We start from the raw sequence: 20945 nt of genomic DNA on the forward strand, positions 1-20945 counted from the left end.
TTGAATAAGTCCATCTTTCATAACAACAATTCTTGTACCTAAAGTCATCGCTTCAGTTTGGTCATGTGTTACATAAATAATTGTATTGCCTAAACGTTGGTGTAATTTTGAAATTTCAGTTCTCATTTGTACACGTAGTTTAGCATCTAGGTTGCTTAGTGGTTCATCCATTAAGAATACTTTAGGATTTCTAACAATTGCACGTCCCATCGCAACACGTTGACGTTGTCCACCTGATAAAGCAGCAGGTTTACGGTCTAATAATGTTTCAAGATCTAGAATTCTTGCAGCTTCTTGAACTTTTTGTTTAATTTCTTCTTTAGGGAATTTACGTAATTTTAATCCAAATGCCATATTTTCAAATACAGTCATATGTGGATAAAGTGCATAGTTTTGGAATACCATTGCGATATCACGATCTTTAGGTTCTACGTCGTTCATTAACTTATCATCGATGTATAATTCTCCACTTGTAATTTCTTCAAGTCCTGCAATCATACGTAATGTAGTTGATTTACCGCATCCAGAAGGTCCAACGAAGATGATAAATTCTTTATCGCCGATATCTAAATTGAAATCTTTTACTGCTTCAAAGCCATTTTCATATTTTTTCCAAATATTTTTTAATGATAAACTTGCCATATTTTCCTCCAATGTTTTGTTAACTTTATTTTAGAATAAAGGGAGTATTTAAACTATTGTCATAAGTAACAAAAAAGCAGACATTTTTTGTCTACTTCTTATAAAATTGATAAATAAAGAAGGATAATTGAAATTTTGTCGCATCTTCAAAGCGCCGAATATCAAGACTTGTAATCTTTTGATACTTATCTAGGCGATATACTAGCGTATTGCGATGAATAAATAATTGACGTGAAGTTTCCGCAATATTTAAATTATTTTCAAAGAATGAGTAAATAGTCTTAATATCTTCTTCATTGTCTAAATCTTCCAAATTACCAGTACTGAAATCTTTGAATAATTGTATGGCATCTTCCTTATTAAGTAAGGTAATAATCTTTGAAATACCTAAATCTTTTGAGGAAACTACAGAACGATTAGGGCAATAGATACTTGCGATACGTTGAATATTATGAATAGCATTTAATGTTTCTTCAGTATCTGCGAGGGAATATATCTCTGAATAGAAGATTTTAATCTTTACCATCAGTTCGGATGTAATCATACTATAAAGGTTTCCACATAACTCATCAAAAGGCTCATGTGATGAAAAAATAAGTAATACTAAGTTTTCATAAGGTGTTAATAAGATATTATCTTCAAAAGAATTGCGAATAGTTTCTAATAAAACATTTAATTCATCACTATATTGAATAGCTGCAAAACAAAGGGATTTATCTTCTACTTCAAGGTATTTTGATAAATATCTGAGTTCATCCTGTTTAATAGAGTGATTTAATAATTTAATCAATAGATAATCGATATTAATTGAATCTTCAGAGAAATGTATAAGATTTTGACATGCAATGGAAATCAATTCTAAATCAGAAGCAGAGATGTTGTTACTAGATTGAATTGTAAATTCAGAGCCATTTATTTCAAATGAAATAGAATCACCATGAAAATCAATATCTGAGGTATAAACAGTGAAATTAGAATGATTGGTTAATGAAAAGTCACATTTATAATGTGATGCATAATCATTGAGCAGTTTTTGAATATTCAGTTTATTCATAGTTCCACCTATATTTTCTATCTTAATTTTACATGAATAAAATAAAAAGTGAATGAAATGTTGACAGATAGGAAATAATTAAATAGAATAGAGGTACGGACGTCTGGAGGAATGGTATGAATTATTTAGGATTAGATGAAGACTTACTTCGTAACAAAGGTGGCTTCTATGCTGCAATGGAAATTGAAAGACAACCACTATTGTGGAAACAAGTAATTGAAGATGTAGAAAAGAATATCTTGAGTATTGAAAAATTCTTGGAGAAAATAGATTTTGAAAATACTGAAATCATTTTGTGCGGAGCGGGAAGTTCAGCATTAGCTGCGAGTGTTGTGGAAAATACTTTAAGAAATAAACTTTCTTTAGATGTGAAAGTGGTTAAATCGACAGAATTAATTCTTCAACCTGAAGTTTATTTAAAAACAGATAAAACAGTTTTATTTGTTTCGTATGGAAGTAGTGGGAGCACACCTGAAAGTGTTGAAGCAGTTCGCTTAGCACAGAAATTGTGTAAGGATTACTATCAAATGTTTGTGTTATGTTCGAGCAAGGGTATTATTCCTAATCAATATAAAAATGATAGAACATTGTATATTCCATTACCATCAAATACAAAGGGTAATAGTTTTGCGGCAACTGCAGAATTTACATGTTTAATTCTTCAAACGCTTGCGATATTTGATTATAAGAATATTGAAGATTATAAGAAATTTGTGGATTATGCTGAGAAAGAAGCACGCGATATTTTTGAAAATAAAATAGAGATGATAAAAGAAATTTCTATGTTAGATACAATTGCAATGACAACTGTGGGTAGCTTAGAATATGAAGTTTTATCAGCGGAAAGTGCTTTGAAAGCAGTAGAAATGACAAGCGGTTTATTTTTGAGTAACAATAACTCATCAATAGAATACCGCCATGGTCCCAAGTTAATCATGAATTCACCAATACTTTGTTTACATTACATTTATCCTGATCAACTTATTTCAAAATATGACATAGATATGATGAATGAAGTAGCTACAGATCATTTAAAAGGGACAGTTATTGGCGTTGGATTTAAACAAGAAAGAAAAATAGAAACGAGCTATTTCTTTGAATTATCAGAAAACGATATGGTTTATAAAAAACCAGTATTAGGAACACTATTATATGCATTAGTTATGCAAGCGTTATTAGTTCATATATCTCTAAAACTAGGTATAAAAGTAGATTGGCCATCAACTGATGAACAAGTGCCTAAAGTTGCGAATAGAGTAATTATTTATAGAAGGGAGGAGTTGAATGGGGAAAATTAATTTAGTAAGAATTGATAATCGATTAATACATGGGCAAGTTGCTACGAACTGGCTTAGAAATTATGATTTGAATATTTGCGTAGTTGTGAACGATAAAGTTGCAGAAGACGAATTACAAAAGAATTTACTGTCGATGGCAGTGGGTGGATTTATGCCAGTTAGATTTCTTAGTGTTGAAAAAGCCTCAGAAATTTTGAAAAATGCAGATCCAAAAAGAAAAATATGTTTAGTACTTGAAAATCCAATTGATGCACTTAGACTTATTGAAAATGGGATACAAATACCATCTATTAATATTGGAAATTTACATATGAGTGACAACAAAGAAAAATTGTTCAAGACAGTTTATGTCGATAGTCAAGAAAAAGAGGCAATTAAGAAATTGATTGACCTAGGAATTGAAGTTGAGTACAGACTACTACCTGGTGATCAGTCAGTAAGTTTCAAAACAGTTTTGTAGAACAAAACTTTAAGGAGGAAGAATGAGTTTAATACAATCTTTATTAATCGCACTAGTAGCTGGTCTAGCGGGTGTAGATTATTATATGGAAGTTTTTCAAACCTATAGACCATTAGTGTTAGGAACAATTATTGGTGCAATTATGGGTAACTTGAGTGTTGGTTTAGTTATTGGAGCAACATTTGAATTAATGTGGATGGGTTTAATGCCAATTGGAGGAGCACAGCCACCCAATATGGTTATTGGAACAGTTATTGGTGTTGTATTTGCGATAGCAAGTGGTGAAGGAGCAGCTACTGCAATTGGTATTGGAGTTCCATTCTCTATTTTAATGCAAGGCATCGTAATTATTATGTATACTGGTTTTTCGATGTTCATGCCGGTTGCGGATAAATGTGCAGCAAAAGCGAATGATAAAGGTATTGCAGGAATTCAGTATGGAGCACTAGTAATGGTCTTCGTATTCTACTTTTTAGTAGCGTTTATTCCAGTGTATCTCGGAGCAGATAAAGCAAGCTTTCTTGTTTCATTATTACCAACATGGGTAGTAGATGGACTTGGTGTTGCAGGTGGAATTATGCCTGCGATTGGATTCTCGATTTTATTAAATACAATGTTTAAAAAAGAGTATATTATTTTCTTGGCGGTAGGATTTATTATGGTTACGTATTTACATTTGCCTATAATAGCAGTGTCTGCTTTAGCTGCATGTATGGCTGTTTATGACTTCATGATCAATAATCAAATAACAAAAGAAGAAAAAACGGAGGATGCATACAATGATGGACTATAATCAATATATAAATCAAAACGCAGAATACAAAGTAACTAAATCAGATTTGAATAAAGTGGCGTTTAGAACAATGTTAATAAATGCATCATTTAACTTTGAGCGTATGCAAGCAATTGGCTTCACGTATGCTATTAGTCCAATTGTTAATAAAGTTCATACTAATCCAGAAGATAAAGCAATGTCTTTAAAAAATCACTTGAACTTCATCAATTGTCACACATATGTAATTTCCTTAATTCTAGGGATTACTGCAGCAATGGAGGAAAAGAAAGAAAGTCCAGAATTGATTCAAAATCTAAAAGTATCTTTAATGGGACCTCTAGCAGGTTTAGGGGATTCTCTAATCTGGTTTACAATTATGCCAATTCTTGCAGGTATTGGTGTTTCATTTGCAATGGACGGAAATGTCTTTGGTCCTATCTTCTTTGTCTTAACCTTCAATATTGTAGAAAATCTTGTTCGTTTTGGTTTTGTACACTACGGGTATAAATTAGGTGTTGGCATTATTGATAAGATTAAAGATATTAGTGTCAAGGTTATTAGATCTGCTTCAATACTGGGTATGACAGTTATTGGTGCACTTATTGCATCTTATGTAAGTTTATCAACAAGTATGACAATCACTGCGGGACAAGCTGAAATCAATCTTCAAACAGATTTATTTGATGCGATTATGCCTAATCTATTACCATTGTTATATACATTATTTATGTTTTACTTAATTAGAAAGAAAAAAGTATCACCAATAGTATTGATCTTAATTACGATTGTTATATCTTTAGTTGGAGTTTTCTTCAAAATTCTTTAAAAATATAGCTGTTAATTCAGCTATATTTTTACTTCTTCATTAATATAATATAGAATAATAGATAAGTATAACAGGAGGTTTTAAAAGTGATTAATAAAAAACCAAGATACATCGTGATAATGGAGAGTGTACAAGAATATATTGCGAAAAATAATCTTAAGGCAGGAGATAAATTACCAACAGAACAAGAGTTGATTAATGAGTTTGGTGTCAGTCGTGCAACTGTTCGCCAAGCAATGCAAGAACTAGAAATTGAAGGTATTATCAAGAAAATTCATGGTATAGGTACATTTGTTGAAGAAGAAAGAATGAATATTCAAATGCAAGGATTTTTCAGTTTTAGTGAGGAATCAAAGCAAAGCAACGAACGATATGAAACTAAAATACTTGAGTTTAAAAAGACAAGAGATGTTCCATCTAAAGTCTTTAAAAAATTAGAGATTTCTGATAATAGTGAAGTTATTCTTATTGAAAGATTACGTTTTATCAACATGGAACCAGTTTTGTTAGAAATCACTTATATTCCTGCGTATTATTATAAGTCTCCCCTTCCTAAAAAATTTAACTATGACAGCTTATATGATTTTATTAGAGAATTTGGTGTAAAAAAGTTAGAAGGAAAAGAAAAATTACTTCCTTATTTAGCTACCAATGATGAAGCTAATAAACTACTTGTAGATAAAAAAACTCCGTTATTAAGATTTACACGTGTATTAAAAGAAGAAAACCCAGTTGAGTATTCAATTTCAATTTTAAAACCGGGTAAGGTTAGAATTCAAACGATAATAGAGAGAACATTATAAAAAGCAGATAATAAAAAATCTGTTTTTTTATTCATATGTTTTCTTTGAAAATTACATGATAGTCATGTGAGAGTGAAAATTAATAGAATACAGTAAGTGGGCATAATAACCTATACAGCAGAAAACAGAATTGGGAGTGGTGCTAAAAAGTTAGATATAATATGGATATCCAACTAAATTATAGAGCACGTATTGGTTTGCATGGATTACCAACAGCAATTGTATTAGCAGGAATATCTTTAGTAACAACGCTACCTGTACCAATAACGCAGTTTTCACCGATAGTAACACCAGGAACAATTTGTACGCCACCACCAATCCAAACATTATCTTTAATGGTAATAGGCTTTGCGAACTCATCTCCACGGTTACGTTCAAGGGGATTAATCGGATGAGAAGCTGTATAAATTCCAACATTTGGTGCAATAAATACATTACTTCCTATTTTAATAGAAGCACAATCAAGAAAAACACAGTTATGATTAATGAATACATTTTCTCCAAGTGAAATATGAATACCATAATCACAGAAAAAAGGTGCTTCAATATTTATAGAATGTGCATCACAATTAAACAATTCACTAAGTATTTCACATTGTTTCTTCTTATCAGAAGGCAAACAATGGTTAAACTGAAAGCATAAATCCTTTGCTTTAGCACGCAGGGCTACTAATTCAGGATCACCACCATCATAAAGTTCTCCTTGAAGCATTTTATCTTTTTCTAGCATAGGGAATTCCTCCTACAGGGTATTATAAATGAAAAAATGATAATTTTCATAGTCTCATCACAAAACTAACTTATATTTAAAAGAAAATGTGATAAAATAGAAGTACCAGATGAGGAGGTACTATATGAAACTTATCTTAGCAATTGTATCAAATGATGACAGTTCTAGTGTTTCATCAGCATTAACCAAAGAAAATTACTCTGTAACACGTTTAGCAACTACAGGTGGGTTCCTTCGTGCAGGAAATACGACAATTATTGTTGGAACTGAAGATGATAAGGTAGAAAAAGCGATTGAAATAATCGGAAATGAAAGTAAACGCCGTACAGAAATTGTTCCTTCAACTGCATCTTATGATATTGGAAGATATGCATCATTCCCTGTTGAAGTTCAAGTAGGTGGAGCAACAATCTTCGTAATTGATGTAGCACAATTTGTAAAACTATAAAAAGTGGGAAACCACTTTTTAATTTGTTTTGAAATGACTATTGACTCTACCACGATGGGAGAGTTTATACTTATGGAACCGATAAAGGAGGAAATAAGATGGAACACAATCAAATAGTTATAAAAGGATTATCACAGAATAATCTAAAGAATGTATCCTTGAATATCCCAAAAGAGAAAATTGTTGTGTTTAGTGGTGTATCTGGTTCAGGTAAATCAAGCATTGTTTTTGATACGATTGCAGCAGAAAGTCAAAGACAAATGAATGAAACTTATTCAGCTTTTATTCGAGGAAGATTGCCCAAATATAGCAAACCTAAAGTTGATTTTATTGATAATTTAACGGCATCGGTGGTTATTGATCAAAGTAGATTGGGTGGAAATGCACGTTCAACAGTAGGAACAATTAGTGATATGTATTCAGTACTACGACTTTTATATTCGCGGATTGGGACTCCTTATGTAGGTACAGCATCAACATTCTCCTTTAATGATCCAAATGGAATGTGTCCAACTTGTTTCGGGATTGGGAAAGTTGTTGATTTAGACATTCACTCTTTGATTCATGAAGATGAATGCTTAAATGGTGATATGTTGGATATTCCAGCTTTTCATAATGGAAACTGGTATTGGAAACAATATACTGAAAGTGGTTTATTTGACTTGAATAAAAAGTGGAAAGATTATTCAATAGCCGAGAAAAATCTAATGTATTATGGTTCTTACGAAAAAGGAGGACCTAAAGTAAATAAAAAAGTAGAGGGAATTTTTAATCATTTGGAACGTTTATTAATCAAACGTGACTTATCAAATTCAAGTGATCAATCAATTGCACGAATGAAAAGTCTAGTGATTGAATATGAATGTCCAGATTGCAAGGGGAAAAGACTTTGTGAAAAAACACGTTCTTGTAAGATTAATGGGTATAGTATTGATGAAATGTGCGAGATGGAGTTCACACAATTAAGAGAGGTTCTTCAAACGATTAATGATTCAAGGAGTATAACTTTAGTAGAGACATTGATTTCTTCCTTAACAAGAATGATTGATATTGGATTACCTTACTTAAGCATGAGTCGCGAATCAATAAGTCTTTCAGGAGGCGAAGCACAACGATTAAAGCTCGTGCGATACATGGGGAGTTCATTAACAGGAATGACATATATTTTTGATGAACCAAGTACAGGGATGCATCCTCGTGATGTCCATCGAATGACTGAACTTTTACGAAATTTACGTGATAAAGGAAACACAGTACTTGTGGTTGAACATGATAAAGATGTAATTTCAACCGCTGATGAAGTGATTGATGTAGGACCAATGGCAGGAAGAAATGGTGGAAGAATTCTATTCCAGGGAAGTTATGAAGGATTACTCAAATCAGATACATTGACAGGAATAGCGATGCGAGAAAATGTTTTAATTAAAGAAAATCCACGTTTACCAAAGAACTTTCTTCCTTTGAAAGATATAACAATTCACAACTTAAAAAATGTATCAGTTGACGTTCCCGAGAATGTACTTTGCGTAGTTACAGGGGTAGCTGGTTCTGGAAAATCGAGTCTATTTCGCGATGGTTTTGCGAAAGTATATGAAGAGCGAGTAATCATTGTAGACCAATCAGGAGTGATGGCAACTAATCGTTCAATGCCAGTTACATTTCTCGGATTTTTTGATGAATTAAGAAAGTTACTTGCGGATGAAAATAAAGTAAATGCTTCATTATTTTCTTTCAATAGCAAAGGAGCTTGCCCTACATGTAAAGGAAAAGGAGTTATTGTAACAGAACTTGTTTTCATGGATCCTGTTGAAACGATATGTGAAGAATGTGAAGGAAAACGATACAGTAATGAGGCTCTTTCTTATCGTTATCGAGGTAAAAATATTGTCGAAATTTTGGAAATGACAGCAGAAGAGGCTTTAGTTTTTTTTCAAGACATAAAAAAAATACACAAGAAAATTATGGCATTGAATGAGGTGGGCTTATCCTATTTATCGCTTGGACAACCATTATCAACTCTTTCTGGCGGTGAGTTACAGCGATTGAAACTTGCGAAGTATTTAGACCAAAAAGGAAATATCTATTTGTTAGATGAGCCAACAACGGGATTACATGCATCCGATGTTAAGAATATTATGAAACTGCTTGAACGATTTGTGGAACAAGGGAACACAGTAATTGTCATTGAACATAATTTAGATGTAATGAAATTAGGTGATTATATTATTGATATTGGTCCTGATGGAGGAACTGGTGGCGGTGAGGTAGTTTTTACAGGAACACCACTGGAAATGGCAACTTCATCAAATACAATTACAGCTGAATATCTACGCAAATCACTAAGACAATAGTAGAAGATTATTAAATAGTAAAATTTAATATGAAATTATAGTTGACAGTGAAAAGGTTTATAAGTAAAATGACAGTGTAGCGTGCTACTGAATAAATATCAGGCAAGAGCTCATTAGATTACAACGTAATTTAGTGGGCTTTTTATGTTCTTTCTGGAGGGTAAAGATGATTTTCGATAAATGGAAAAAAAATAAGAAACAAGAAATAAAGGCAGTATCAAAGGGTAAAATTAAGAATTTAGAAAATGTGAAAGATGAAGTTTTCTCTAAAGGGCTAATTGGTAAAGGGCTTGCGATTGTTCCGGAAGAGAATACAGTTCGCTCGCCAATAGATGGAATATTAACAGTTGTCTTTCCAACTGGCCATGCATTTGGTATAACAGGGAAAGATGGAGTAGAATTATTAATTCATATTGGAATAGATACGGTTAATTTAAAAGGTGAAGGCTTTGAAATTTTAGTGAAGCAAGGACAAGAGATAAAACAAGGGGAACCACTAGTCAACTGCGATTTTAGACTTATAGAAGAGAAAGGATATCAGACAGATATATTGATAGTTATCACAAACCATGATCAATTTTATTTAGAAGAAGTTAGTCATGAGAACGAACATGTTGAGGCACAACAATCAATAATTTATCACTGTGGAAGAAAGAATGAATAACTATCAAATCAAAAAAGTTTTAAATAATAACATAGTCCTGTGTTTAGATATTCAAAATGAACAGGAATGTATTGTAGTTGGAAAAGGTATTGGGTTTCAAAAGAGTAGTGGTGATTTTTTAGGCGAAGATAAAATAGAAAAAGTTTATTTTAGAAAAGATAATAAGAAGATTAATCAATACTTAGATTTACTTTCTCGATGTGATGAACAATTGATTGTGATTGTTGAAGAATTGATAAATGTAATGGAACAACGTTTTGGGAATCGTTATGATGAGTACATTCATATTGCATTACTAGATCATCTTAATTTTTCTATATATCGCTTAAAAAATAATGTCAGAGTAAATAATATTTTTCTTGAAGAGTTTAGTGTGATGTATGAAAAAGAATATAGTTTTGCACAAGACGCACTTGCGATGATTAATGAAAAATTAAATATTCAATTGCCAGAGGTTGAAGCGGGATTTATTACATTACATGTACATGCGGCACTCAATCGTGAGAATGCATCAAAGTCAGCTTTATATATGCAGATAATCAATGATTGTATTAATTATATTGAAGAAAGTGTAAAGCAAACAATTCCCAATGGTAGTTTAGAGAGAATGCGATTAGTAACACATTTAAAATTTGCATTGGAACGAGCGGAGAAAAAACAAACATTGAATAATCCGATTTTGGAGAGTTTAAAAAACCAACTTCCTGAAACATATCAATTAGCATTTAATCTTTCAAGAATGATTGAAAATCAATTTGGATTGCAACTACATGATGGAGAAATTGGCTATTTGACATTACATATTCAAAATATAATAACGAGATTAGAAGAGGGTAGAAATTATGTTAGATAAAATCAAGGGAAAATTAATAGTATCATGCCAAGCATTACCAGATGAACCTTTATTTAGTAGCTATATCATGTCTAGAATGGCAGTTGCAGCAAAAGAGGGTGGTGCGGTTGCGATTCGAGCACAATCAAAAGAAGATATTCTAGAAATTGAAAAGGTTTGCGACTTACCGATTATTGGGATTGTGAAACGTAACTATGAAGGTAGTGAAGTATATATAACACCAACAAAAAAAGAAGTAGATGAATTGTTAGAAACGGGATGTGAAATGATTGCGTTGGATGCGACAAAGCGCATTCGTCCACATGGTGAAAAACTTCAAGATTTAGTTGATTATATTCATCAAAACAATCGATTAGCAATGGCGGATTGTTCAACACTAGAAGAATGTATTGAGGCAGAAAAATTAGGATTTGATGTTGTGTCAACAACACTTTGTGGGTATACATCTTATTCAAAAAATATAGATGGTCCTAATTTTGATTTATTAAAAGAGGTGGCAAAAAGCGTTCATGTGCCATTGATTGCGGAAGGGAAAATTAATACACCAGAAGATTTAGCTGCATGTATAGAATTAGGCGCCTATGCAGCGGTAGTTGGTGGAGCAATTACACGCCCTAAGCAAATCACAGAGAGATTCGTAAACGCTTTAAAATAAGGAGGATAACTATGTTTAAAACATTACAAAAAATTGGTAAAGCATTTATGCTACCAATAGCAATCTTGCCTGCAGCTGGATTACTATTAGGTATTGGTGGAGCTTTATCAAACCCAACAACGATTGCGGCTTATCCTGTTCTTAATGTTCCATTCTTACAAGCTATTTTCCAAGTAATGAGTGGTGCTGGGAATATTGTATTCGCAAATTTAGCATTATTATTATGTATCGGTTTATGTATTGGTTTGGCTAAAAGAGACAAAGGAACTGCAGCACTTGCGGGAGTTGTAGGGTTCCTAGTTATGAATGCATCAATTGCATCATTATTGGCAATTTTTAATCCAGGTGGAAATCCAATTGACACAGGAGTCGTTGGTGCAATTTTCATTGGAAGTGTAGCTGTTTGGTTACACAATAGATATCAAAATATTCAATTACCATCAGCTTTAGGATTCTTTGGTGGATCACGATTTGTACCAATTGTTACTTCATTTGCGGCAATCTTTGTAGGAGCAATTTTCTTCCTAATATGGCCGCCATTCCAAAACTTATTAATTAGTACAGGAGATGTTATTTCAAAAGCTGGTCCAGTAGGAACATTCTTCTATGGCTTCTTAATGCGTTTATGTGGAGCAGTTGGTTTACATCATATGATTTATCCAATGTTCTGGTATACTGCTCTTGGTGGTACTGAAATGGTTGCAGGAGTAATGGTAGAAGGAGCTCAAAAGATTTTCTTCGCACAACTTGCCGACCCAACACACGTTGGTCTATTCACAGAAGGAACACGTTTCTTTGCAGGACGTTTCTCTACAATGATGTTTGGTTTACCAGCAGCATGTTTGGCAATGTATCACTGTGTTCCAAAAGATCGTAGAAATAAATACAAAGGATTATTTATTGGGGTTGCATTAACAAGTTTTATTACTGGTATCACTGAACCAATTGAATTTATGTTCTTATTTGTTGCACCATGGTTATATGTAATTCATGCTTTCTTAGATGGCGTATCATTCTTTATTGCAGATATTTTGAATATCGCAATTGGGAATACATTCTCAGGAGGAGTAATTGATTTTACCTTATTTGGAGTATTACAAGGTAACGCATTTACAAACTGGATGATTCAAATTCCATTAGGTATTGCATGGTCATTCTTGTATTATGGAGTATTTAGATTCTGTATTACAAAATTCAATATTCCAACACCAGGACGTGATGATGATGATATGATTGATGACAATGAAGAAATTAAAATTACAACAAAAGATACTTTGAAAGAAGAAGCAGTTCTTATTATTGAAGCCTTAGGTGGTGCAGAAAATATTGAAGATGTGGATGCATGTATTACTCGCTTAAGAGTATCGGTAAAAGATGTTAGTAAAGTTAAAAAAGATGAGTTGAAAAAGATTGGTGCAACAGATGTTCTTGAAGTAAGTGGTGGAATACAAGCCATTTACGGTGCTAAAGCAATCCTTTATAAAAATATCATCGTAGAAATACTAGGAATTGATGACTAAAAATAAATAGTAAGTAATGGAAGAAGTAATTTCGAAAGAAATCGCTTCTTCTTTTCTATTTAAATAGCTAAAGTTTGATATAATTAAAACCGACCAAATAGGAGATAGTTATGGAAATAAGAAAAGCTGAACTAAAAGATAAAGAGGAAATCTATAAAATCATTCAATATGCACAAGCATACTTAAAAGAACAAGAAGTGCCCCAATGGCAAAATGGATATCCTAATATAGAAGTAATAACTATGGATATTGTAAGTGGGAATAATTATGTCATGGTTGATGAAGACAAAATTGTTGGTTCTTGTATGATATCTTTTGAGGAAGATAAATATTATAAAGTAATAGAAGGGCAATGGTTAGCAGATAAGCCCTATGCAGTAATTCATCGAATTGCAATCGACCCAAAGTGTAAGGGAAAAGGATTAGCTACTGAATTTTTCAATTTTGCACAGTTACAAGCCTACAAGAATGGTGTAAACTATATAAGGGTTGATACTCATGAGAAAAATAGTTCAATGCGCAGATGTATTGAAAAAAATGGGTTTAAGCAATGTGGGGTCGTTTATGTAATGGATAATGCACCTAGAATTGCTTATGAAAAGGAGATAGAAAATGAAATTCAATAAAAAGTACACACTTGATATTGCAGAAAAAATCCTTAAAATTGATAGTCCTTCAGGATTTACTTTTCATGCGATAGATTTTTTGAAAAAAGAAGCAGAGCGTTTAGGCTATAAAACTTCATTAACACAAAAGGGAAATTTAATTATTGAAGTGGAAGGAAAGAAAAAAGAAGGTGCACGTGGTGTATGTGCGCATACAGATACATTGGGATTAATGGTTCGCTCAATTAAAAGTGATGGTAAATTAGCTGTAACAAAGGTTGGTGGACCAATTATGAATACATTAGATGGAGAATATTGTCGTATTTATACGCGTGAAGGAAAAGTTTTTACGGGAACAATATTAAGTACATCACCAAGTATTCATGTATATAAAGATGCAGGTACTTTGCAACGTGATCAAGATACAATGGAAATTCGTATTGATGAAATTGTAAAATCAAAAGAAGATGTAGAAAAACTAGGAATCTGTAATGGAGACTTTATTGCAATCGATACCAAAACTGAAATCACAAAAAGTGGATTTATTAAATCACGATTCTTGGATGATAAGTTAAGTGTAGCTATTTTATTCAGTGTTCTTGAATCAATGGCAACAAATAAAATTGTTCCTGCAAAGAAAACATATTTTATGATTACTGTCTATGAAGAAGTAGGTCATGGTGGTTCATGGATTCCTATGGATATTCAAGAGTTACTTGGTGTAGATATGGGATGTATTGGTTTAGATCTTGCATGCACTGAATATGATGTATCTATTTGCGCAAAAGATAGCAGTGGACCTTATGATTATGAGATGACAAATAAATTGATTGAGATAGCAAAAAAAGAAAAACTAAGTTATGCAGTGGATATTTATCCTATGTATGGATCAGATGTATCGACAGCATTAAGTTCATCTAATAATATACGTGGCGCCTTAATTGGCCCTGGTGTCCATGCGAGTCATGGAATGGAAAGAAGTCATATTCAAGCGGTTGAATCAAGTGTTAAGCTAGTGCTTGAGTATATTAAACAATAAGCATGGATATACTATTACCATTATTATTACAAATACTTAAAATGTTCATGTTGATGGGTGTTGGGTATTATTTATATAAGAAAAAATTATTTGATGATGAAGTTGTCAAACAACTTGGAAATTTCTTGCTCATGTATGTTATTCCAAGTGTACTTGTAACATCCTTTATTCGCGAATTCAATATTCAGGAATTTCAGTATTTAGGAATAGCATTTGCATTAAGTATCGTTGCGATTGCAATTGGTATTGTTTATGCAGGGATTGTATATAAGAAGGAACAAATTTTAGAAAAGTTTGCATGTATCTTTTCAAATGCATCATTTATTGGAATTCCTATTATTGTTGCGATGTTTGGACAAGATGCAGTATTTTACTTGAGTGCTTATGTTGTCACATTTATTATTCTTGTGTGGACATACGGTATTTATTTAATGACAAATGATAAGAAAGAAGTATCAATAAAAAAAGTATTGATGAATCCTAATACAATTGCGGTAATTATTGGATTATTATTGTATTGTACACCACTTGAATTACCTGTAATTGTTGTGGATGTATTTAAGAGTATTGGATCAATGAATACACCATTAAGTATGATTGTATTAGGAACATATCTTGCGAAGGATTCAATCTTTAAATTATTCACAAGTAAGAAATATTATATTGTAGCAATGAATCGTTTATTAGTTATTCCACTGCTTACAATTGTATTCTTAAAATTTATTCCTAATGAATATATGACACTAAAATTAATTGTGTTGGTTGTTAATAGTGTACCAAGTGCCAATACGTTAGCGATACTTGCTCAACGATTTGGATATAATTATACTAGTGCAGCACATATGATTTCATTTACAACATTAGCTTGTATTGTAACTATTCCAATGGTAACAATACTTGCACAAATGATTTGGTAATAAGACAGATAGTAAATATTTGTCTTTTTATTTTAAAAAAGATAAGCATCAGCTTATCTTAAGAATGGAATATAATGTTTAATGATATAGGACAGAATTAAAGTTGGGATAAGAACGGAGATAAGTCTGAAAATACCGCTATCGAAATAAAATCCAACATGAAATAAATCAAGAAGTATAGGAACTAATTCTAAGAAAATTCCATGACTGAAATAAATAATCACACTATATTCTCGTAAATCTGCAAAATTCCACTTCCAATTCAACTGCGTAGTTGCCAGTGAAATAAACCAGAAAAAACTAAAAGGTACTACCATAAAATAAAAGTTATAATCGATAGCAGATCCAAGTGAACGTATTGCGAAAGCTTCTACGCACAAAGCAATAAAGAATATTCCAGAAAATATCCATGGTTTTTTAATTTTATCTTGGATATTATTCTTTGCGATAAACATACCCATGGATACAAATAAAATTCCAAAGAAAAGACCATTTCGTGTTGTAAAGAATAAAGCTAGATAAATATTAAATCCTTGTTTAATCATTCCTTCAGGAATAAAACCATAGTATGTTTCAAGACATCCAATAGTAAATAAGATTGCCCCAATAATTAACAATGACTTAATTGAAAATTTCTTTAAATAGAAATAACAAAATACAATTGCAAAAATAAGTGCTGCCATATACCATAAGTGAAAATAAGTGCCAAAATTAACAAGTGCTAGAAATGAACCCGCTGCCCAAAGTACGGGGGTCATTTCCATATATCCATTTAATAAGTGAATTCCTAGTGGAATATAAAGGATACTCCAGATTAAATAAAGCTTAACAAGCTTAAATACATACTTTTTAAAACGTTCAGGTGTTGGATTTCCTTTTTGAAAGAAATATCCAGCCGCGATAAAAAAGAATGGAATTACGACCCTACCAACAATGTTACTGGAAATAAATCCAAGGGTAGGAACGCTAGTATAAAAAGGATATGTATGTACTAGAATAACCAAGAAAGCTGAAACGAATTTCATCAAGTCTATGGCGTTATAATTTTTCTTCATTTGATTACCTCGAAACTATTATACTACAAATTTAATAATGCTAAACATATTGAATAGTGAGTGAAGTAAAATTTGTAGAATAAAGAGTTTTTAAGAAACTTATGGTAAAATAGGAAAGGTGATAAAATGAAAATAATTATTTCTCCAGCAAAGAAAATGATTGATACAAGTGACGAATTCACTCCAAGTACCGCGCCACTTTTTTTAAGTGAGGCGAAGGAGCTGCATCACTATATGAAATCATGTTCTAAAAGTGAATTAAAAAAGATACTAAAATGTAATGATCAACTTGTATCATTAAATCATGAAAGATTTCATACCAATAAAATAGATGAAGCAAACATGATGGCTCTTGTAACTTATCAAGGGTTACAATATCAAGCGATGGCACCACATATTTTTACAGATGAAGAATGGAACTATGTGAATGAGAACTTAATTATTTTAAGTGGCTTGTATGGGATGTTGAGACCAACCGATAGTGTTGTACAATATCGGTTAGAGATGCAAGCAAAAATAAATCATAAGAAACATAAAACATTGTATGAATTTTGGGGGACAAAAATAGCAAGTCAACTAAATAATGAAAAAGATTTTATTTTGAATTTAGCTTCAAAAGAATATAGTGATGTTGTTGAAAAGCACTTGCAGACGAAGATGATTACTTGTATTTTTGGTGAATTTAAAGATAATAAAGTAATCGTTAAAGGAACGCTTGCTAAGATGGCAAGAGGAGCAATGGTACGATATTTAGCTACAAACAATGTTAGAACTATAATGGGAATAAAACAATTTAGAGAAAATGGATTTAAGTTTAGTGAAGAGCTATCAAATGAATATGAATTTGTATTTATAAAAGATAAAAATTAATAAAGTACATGACAAAGGATGTCATGGTTAGTGTGATATGATTTTAAAACCATATCAGAAAGGAATGTTTACATATGCCGGATTTACTGAAAGACGTATATAATCACCAATTACTTTATAGGCTAGCTTGTGATATTCAATCAATTTATGTTCCTTTCAAAATAGAAGATTTTTTAAAAACGATAATGAATGAAACGTGGGATACTTTGGAATTAAAAGATAGATATTATCAAATAGCGGTAAATTTAAAGAAATATTTACCAGAAAATTATATTGAAGCGTTAGATGTTTTGAATAAAGTTGTGACAAACTATGGCAATTCTATGAATGGTTTGTGTTTTTTCTTTCCGGCATTTGTTGAGCTTTATGGACAAGATGAAATGTATTTTGCTGTGTCAATGGAAGCTTTAGCGACATATACTGAATATGCATCGGCTGAATTTGCGGTAAGACCATTTCTTGTTAATGATGAAGAACGTATGATTAAACAAATGATTGCGTGGTCTATGCATGACAATGAACACGTGAGAAGACTTTCATCGGAAGGGTGCCGCCCAGCATTGCCATGGGCATTTGCGTTGAGTAGTTTCAAGAAAGATCCAACACCAATTCTTCCAATACTGGAACAGTTGAAGGATGACCCATCGCTATATGTTCGAAAAAGTGTCGCAAATAATCTAAACGATATTTCTAAAACACACCCAGAACTTGTTTTAAAGCTTGCGCGTGATTGGTATGGAAAAAGCGAAAATATCAATTGGGTAGTAAAACATGGATGTAGAACACTGCTTAAAAATGGTAATCAAAAAGCATTGGCAATTTTTGGGTATAATGATGTTAGTTCAATTAATATTCAAAATTTTACTTTAAGTGAATCATCTATTTCTATAGGAAATGAAATCTTAATTTCATTCACAATTTCATCTTTGACTACAACAAAAGTGCGTTTGGAATATGCAATTGATTTTGTGAAATCAAGTGGTAAGAGAAATAGAAAGATATTTAAAATATCAGAAATTCTATTACCAGAAAAGATGGAAAAAGTTTATAGAAAAAAACATTCATTCACTGATATGAGTGTAAGAAAACATTATCCTGGTATTCATTCTATTACATTGATTGTTAATGGAAGGGAATATGGAACATTAAACTTCAACTTGAAAGATGGTATAGGAGAAAGAAAATGTCACTAAGTATATTTGGAGAAAAAACAATTGTCCCAAATGAGAAAATGCTTTCTGAAGCTTTAGGTAGTCGAAAAGTATTGTGGGATAATATTAAAAAACAACTTATCGCAATTGATGATAATATTTTGGAAGAGTGGAAATTTTATAGTAAAGCTGCTGGATGGACACTCGTGGTAAAGGGTGGCAAACAGACTTTATTATATCTAATACCCTTGAACGGTTATTTCAAGATAAACTTTGTTTTTGGAGAAAAGGCGGTTGCATTAGCGAAAAGTTCAGATTTACCGCAGGAAATCATAGCACTTATTTTAGATGCAAAACCGTATATGGAGGATCGATCATTTATGATAGATGTACATACAGATACAGATGGTGAAATCGTAAATAAGCTTTTAAAAATAAAAATTCAAAAATAATTCAATTGAGTATTGTTTTCTTTACATAATAAAACTCCGCTAGTAGAAAAACCTTAAGCGGAGTTTATAAGAAGAATAATACTTTTTTTATTTACCTCAGGATTATTAAGCCTTGTATATTTGAAATTTAATCAGTTGTTTCATCAATTCGAATCAGTGGTTTTAGTTTTATTACTTTTACGCCTGTTTGTGTAATTGCATCTGTTGCCTCTTGAGGAGCATTAATGTCGGTGATAAGATAATCTACTTCGTTAATCTGTCCAGAAATGAAACTATGTTTGATGCCAATTTTAGTATAATCTGCAAGAACAAAAACAGGACCATTGGTTCTTTTAATCATTGTTTCATTGATGGAAACTTCATTTTGGATAGCGGTTGTAATTCCGTCTTCTAGATTAATACCACTACAACCAATAAAACACTTATTGGCAGTAACACGATTTAAATTATTTAAACAGAATTCTCCAACCATAGCTTCTTTAGGAAAGCGAAGTTCCCCACCAGTTAGAAAAATAGACACCAATGGATCATGTTTCATGAGCAATGCTTTCGCATTATTTGTAATAACGGTGCAACGTTTATTTTGAATATATTGTAAGACAAGTAATGCCGAAGAAGAGGTGTTGATAAATACGGTATCTCCCTCTTCAACAAATTGTGCTGCATACTTAGCAATCGCATGTTTATATCGATCATTTGTAAAATTAGTATTGTTGTGATTGACCATATGTTGAACAAGTTTCGCTCCACCATGATAACGAATAATTGCCCCGCGATCTTCCCAATATTGAAGGTCACGGCGAATGGTGATTTCAGATGTGTTGAATTCTTTTGCTAGTGTTTCTACATCAACCTTACCTAGTTTTTGGATAAGTACCATGATATCGTCTCTACGTTGTTGAACAATTTCATAATTCACTTTCATAATTGTCACCTACATCAATTTATTGATTGGTAATAAATTGCATACCTTTTCTAACTCAGTTTTAATTTGAGTTGCTTGTTCAATCTCTTTATTTTGTAATAGTGATTTATAATAGAATAAATAATATTGTGTTTTCTCTTTATTGTTCATATAAGCAATATTTACATTTTTATATGTTTTACATGCTTTATCAAAATCATTACTAATGTAATAATATAATGCTTCTAATTCATCCCAATTATAGAGTGGTGATAATTTTTTCCCTTTAACTTTTGCACCTTTTAACTTTATAATTTCAGGGTATGCTTTCTTTGCTTGTGTTTTATTATTACTTTCAACGTAAGCGATAAATAAGGAAACATTTCGAATAAGTAAAGCATCAATGTTAGCGCGGAAATATTTATCATTTTCTTGAATTAGTTTGATAGCATTATTGGGTTCAATAATCGCAAGATTATAAATTGTATCAAAAAGAATACGATTATTTTTATAGGACTTAAAGAAGTCAAATTTTTGAAGTTTATCATAAATTGCTTTTGCTTTTTCAGGATTGCATTCATAGTTTAAAGCTTTGATAGCTTGTTCAGATAAGAATTCTAAATATTCTGCAAAAATAGCGATGGTTAGAAAAATTATAGTGATTGCAGCATAGGCTAATTTTACAGATAGTGAGGTTGCTTGTGTAATCAAATAGATTGAATAGAATAAGAAAATAATGTAAATCACAATGTGCACAATTCGTTTTGCTTCTGCACTGAAAGAATAATTTGTTAATTTTTTCATATAAATATACCTCTGTTTAAACTAATTAAAGGATAAATAATCATAAAAGTCAATGTTTTATGAATGATA

Annotated in this window: 23 protein-coding genes; 17 read left to right on the forward strand and 6 right to left on the reverse strand. The window is 31.8% G+C overall.

Annotation, left to right across the window (positions count from 1 at the left end; translation table 11 throughout):
* Together RSB60_RS05075 and RSB60_RS05080 are read right to left on the reverse strand one after the other, a co-directional pair.
* A partial coding sequence (locus RSB60_RS05075) for an ABC transporter ATP-binding protein (RefSeq protein WP_332614925.1) occupies positions 1-642 on the reverse strand: 642 nt, incomplete at its 3' end.
* A 91-nt stretch (positions 643-733) separates the two neighbouring features.
* Entirely contained in the window at positions 734-1696 is a 963-nt protein-coding gene (locus tag RSB60_RS05080; protein WP_332614927.1) for a PucR family transcriptional regulator, read from the reverse strand.
* Between the two features lie 116 nt (positions 1697-1812).
* On the opposite strand from RSB60_RS05080, the gene RSB60_RS05085 reads away from it, so the two are divergent.
* The 5 genes from RSB60_RS05085 to RSB60_RS05105 all read left to right on the forward strand — a co-directional run bounded on the left by RSB60_RS05085 (position 1813) and on the right by RSB60_RS05105 (position 5858).
* Complete coding sequence (locus tag RSB60_RS05085; RefSeq protein ID WP_332614929.1) at positions 1813-2994, forward strand: SIS domain-containing protein; 1182 nt, start codon at positions 1813-1815, stop codon at positions 2992-2994.
* A complete protein-coding gene (locus tag RSB60_RS05090) occupies positions 2981-3454 on the forward strand; it encodes a PTS system mannose/fructose/N-acetylgalactosamine-transporter subunit IIB (RefSeq protein WP_323381666.1) in 474 nt (157 codons plus the stop codon). The genes RSB60_RS05085 and RSB60_RS05090 overlap by 14 nt, the downstream gene beginning before the upstream one ends.
* Before the next feature lie 22 nt (positions 3455-3476).
* Entirely contained in the window at positions 3477-4247 is a 771-nt protein-coding gene (locus RSB60_RS05095) for a PTS sugar transporter subunit IIC (RefSeq protein ID WP_323381667.1), read from the forward strand.
* Positions 4237-5055 (forward strand): PTS system mannose/fructose/sorbose family transporter subunit IID, encoded by an 819-nt coding sequence (locus tag RSB60_RS05100; RefSeq protein WP_323381668.1) that lies wholly within the window; start codon positions 4237-4239, stop codon positions 5053-5055. The genes RSB60_RS05095 and RSB60_RS05100 overlap by 11 nt, the downstream gene beginning before the upstream one ends.
* Before the next feature lie 86 nt (positions 5056-5141).
* The gene (locus RSB60_RS05105; protein ID WP_332614932.1) at positions 5142-5858 is read left to right on the forward strand and encodes a GntR family transcriptional regulator; all 717 of its coding nucleotides are present in this window, start codon (positions 5142-5144) and stop codon (positions 5856-5858) included.
* 178 nt (positions 5859-6036) lie between these two features.
* Here the strand turns inward: RSB60_RS05105 and RSB60_RS05110 are convergent, their stop codons facing one another.
* A complete protein-coding gene (locus RSB60_RS05110; protein WP_332614935.1) occupies positions 6037-6588 on the reverse strand; it encodes a sugar O-acetyltransferase in 552 nt (183 codons plus the stop codon).
* A 124-nt stretch (positions 6589-6712) separates the two neighbouring features.
* Between RSB60_RS05110 and RSB60_RS05115 the strand changes: the two genes are divergently transcribed.
* From RSB60_RS05115 to RSB60_RS05155, 9 genes are all read left to right on the forward strand, one after another.
* Positions 6713-7036 carry a cyclic-di-AMP receptor gene (locus RSB60_RS05115; protein ID WP_323381671.1) on the forward strand — a complete coding sequence of 108 codons (324 nt, stop codon included), beginning with the start codon at positions 6713-6715 and terminating at the stop codon, positions 7034-7036.
* Positions 7037-7134: 98 nt separating this feature from the next.
* On the forward strand, positions 7135-9387 hold the full coding sequence (locus RSB60_RS05120) for an excinuclease ABC subunit UvrA (RefSeq protein WP_332614938.1): 2253 nt from the start codon (positions 7135-7137) through the stop codon (positions 9385-9387).
* A 166-nt stretch (positions 9388-9553) separates the two neighbouring features.
* The gene (locus tag RSB60_RS05125) at positions 9554-10051 is read left to right on the forward strand and encodes a PTS sugar transporter subunit IIA (protein ID WP_323382792.1); all 498 of its coding nucleotides are present in this window, start codon (positions 9554-9556) and stop codon (positions 10049-10051) included.
* Positions 10044-10904 carry a PRD domain-containing protein gene (locus tag RSB60_RS05130; protein WP_323382791.1) on the forward strand — a complete coding sequence of 287 codons (861 nt, stop codon included), beginning with the start codon at positions 10044-10046 and terminating at the stop codon, positions 10902-10904. Before RSB60_RS05125 ends, RSB60_RS05130 begins: the two co-directional genes overlap by 8 nt.
* Positions 10894-11559: an N-acetylmannosamine-6-phosphate 2-epimerase gene (locus RSB60_RS05135; protein WP_323382790.1), complete on the forward strand. Its 666-nt coding sequence runs from the start codon at positions 10894-10896 to the stop codon at positions 11557-11559. The genes RSB60_RS05130 and RSB60_RS05135 overlap by 11 nt, the downstream gene beginning before the upstream one ends.
* An 11-nt stretch (positions 11560-11570) precedes the next feature.
* Positions 11571-13079, forward strand: a complete 1509-nt coding sequence (locus tag RSB60_RS05140) for a PTS transporter subunit EIIC (RefSeq protein WP_332614941.1) — start codon at positions 11571-11573, stop codon at positions 13077-13079.
* A gap of 110 nt (positions 13080-13189) precedes the next feature.
* Entirely contained in the window at positions 13190-13705 is a 516-nt protein-coding gene (locus RSB60_RS05145; RefSeq protein ID WP_332614943.1) for a GNAT family N-acetyltransferase, read from the forward strand.
* Positions 13692-14723, forward strand: a complete 1032-nt coding sequence (locus RSB60_RS05150; protein ID WP_332475841.1) for a M42 family metallopeptidase — start codon at positions 13692-13694, stop codon at positions 14721-14723. Before RSB60_RS05145 ends, RSB60_RS05150 begins: the two co-directional genes overlap by 14 nt.
* Positions 14724-14725: 2 nt before the next feature.
* On the forward strand, positions 14726-15640 hold the full coding sequence (locus RSB60_RS05155; RefSeq protein WP_323382786.1) for an AEC family transporter: 915 nt from the start codon (positions 14726-14728) through the stop codon (positions 15638-15640).
* Positions 15641-15693: 53 nt separating this feature from the next.
* Here the strand turns inward: RSB60_RS05155 and RSB60_RS05160 are convergent, their stop codons facing one another.
* The gene (locus tag RSB60_RS05160) at positions 15694-16695 is read right to left on the reverse strand and encodes an acyltransferase (RefSeq protein ID WP_323382785.1); all 1002 of its coding nucleotides are present in this window, start codon (positions 16693-16695) and stop codon (positions 15694-15696) included.
* A gap of 126 nt (positions 16696-16821) precedes the next feature.
* Here RSB60_RS05160 and yaaA point away from each other — a divergent pair, with 126 nt between their 5' ends.
* The 3 genes from yaaA (at position 16822) to RSB60_RS05175 (ending at position 19168) form a co-directional block, all read left to right on the forward strand.
* Positions 16822-17565 carry a peroxide stress protein YaaA gene (gene yaaA / locus RSB60_RS05165; RefSeq protein ID WP_332614945.1) on the forward strand — a complete coding sequence of 248 codons (744 nt, stop codon included), beginning with the start codon at positions 16822-16824 and terminating at the stop codon, positions 17563-17565.
* 74 nt (positions 17566-17639) lie between these two features.
* Positions 17640-18758, forward strand: a complete 1119-nt coding sequence (locus RSB60_RS05170) for a DNA alkylation repair protein (RefSeq protein WP_332614947.1) — start codon at positions 17640-17642, stop codon at positions 18756-18758.
* Positions 18749-19168: a DUF3788 family protein gene (locus tag RSB60_RS05175; protein WP_332614949.1), complete on the forward strand. Its 420-nt coding sequence runs from the start codon at positions 18749-18751 to the stop codon at positions 19166-19168. The genes RSB60_RS05170 and RSB60_RS05175 overlap by 10 nt, the downstream gene beginning before the upstream one ends.
* A gap of 127 nt (positions 19169-19295) precedes the next feature.
* Here RSB60_RS05175 and RSB60_RS05180 read toward each other — a convergent pair whose 3' ends face one another.
* Both RSB60_RS05180 and RSB60_RS05185 read right to left on the reverse strand, forming a co-directional pair.
* Entirely contained in the window at positions 19296-20093 is a 798-nt protein-coding gene (locus tag RSB60_RS05180) for a DeoR/GlpR family DNA-binding transcription regulator (protein ID WP_323382781.1), read from the reverse strand.
* Between the two features lie 9 nt (positions 20094-20102).
* Positions 20103-20876, reverse strand: coding sequence for a hypothetical protein (locus RSB60_RS05185; RefSeq protein WP_332614952.1), 774 nt, complete (start codon positions 20874-20876; stop codon positions 20103-20105).
* Between the last annotated feature and the right edge of the window lie 69 nt (positions 20877-20945).

The organism is Anaerorhabdus sp. (assembly GCF_036657415.1).
Classification (GTDB): domain Bacteria; phylum Bacillota_I; class Bacilli_A; order Erysipelotrichales; family Erysipelotrichaceae; genus Anaerorhabdus.